Source organism: Flavonifractor sp. An52 (assembly GCF_002159385.1).
GTDB lineage: Bacteria > Bacillota > Clostridia > Oscillospirales > Oscillospiraceae > Flavonifractor > Flavonifractor avicola.
Genome location: NZ_NFIB01000070.1, coordinates 1 through 1,020, shown reverse-complemented (window position 1 = coordinate 1,020; position 1,020 = coordinate 1). Strand labels below are relative to the sequence as shown.

Below are 1,020 nucleotides of genomic sequence, written 5' to 3'. Positions count from 1 at the left end.
CCGGAAGTCAGCTGCAAACTCATTGGCTGTTTGCCGGAGGCAAGGCCGCCCTTTCAGCAGTGAGGGCTTTCGCATTGGTCTGCCCCGGAATGATTCTGATACGCGAGGTTGCGGATGCTCCGGTTATCATGGGTATCTCAAAGCCTGCTGACCTGAAATCTCCATGTGGGGAGGTGAAAATTGTGAATCCATTATTCGTTGGCATTGATGTGAGCAGCAAAAACAATGTGGCTTACCTGATGAAACCAGACGGCAGTAAGCATTCCAGTTTTTCTGTGCAGAACAACCTTGGCGGTGCTAAAATATTGTCAGAAAGAATCGTGTCGGCGCTTGGCTCCATGCAACTCAGTGATGTGGTGATCGGTCTGGAAGCTACCTCTATCTATGGGGACAGCCTTGTCTATGCTCTCCGGGAGGATGGCAGCCTGGGCCGGTTCCAGCGGAAGATCCATGTCCTGAATCCAAAGCAGGTCAAAAAGTTCAAGGAAGCCTATCCCGACCTGCCCAAGAATGACTTTGTGGACGCCTTTGTGATTGCCGACCATCTCCGTTTCGGCAGGATCGCCAAGGAGGTCTATATGGACGACTACCGCTACCAGGCGCTCAGGACCCTTACCAGGGCCAGGTTTGACGTGATCCAAAACCTGACCCGGGAGAAACAGAGATTCGCTAACTACTTATTCCTCAAATGCTCCGGCATAGCCCAGGACAAGGACATCCAGAACACCAGCGCCACCACTATCGCGCTCATGGAGCGGTTTGAAACTGTGGATGATCTGGCAAACGCCGACCTGGACGAACTGACTGCCTTTCTGGATGAGAAGGGCAGAAACTTCGCTGACCCGGCTGCCAAAGCCAAGGTTATTCGAACTGCCGCCAGAGACTCTTACCGCCTGCCTGTTACTGTGAACAATTCTGTAAATCAGGCGATGGCAGTCTCTATTGCCTCTATGCGGGCTCTGGAAAAGCAGGTCAAGGTGTTGGACAAGGCCATTGAACAGCAGTTTGAAATCATTCCCA

The 1,020-nt window shown here is 52.3% G+C and carries 1 protein-coding gene; it reads left to right on the top strand.

The features are described from left to right. Positions 1–128: 128 nt before the first annotated feature. Positions 129–1,020, top strand: an 892-nt coding sequence (locus B5G06_RS13740) for an IS110 family transposase (RefSeq protein WP_343286371.1), incomplete at its 3' end; no start/stop codon positions are given.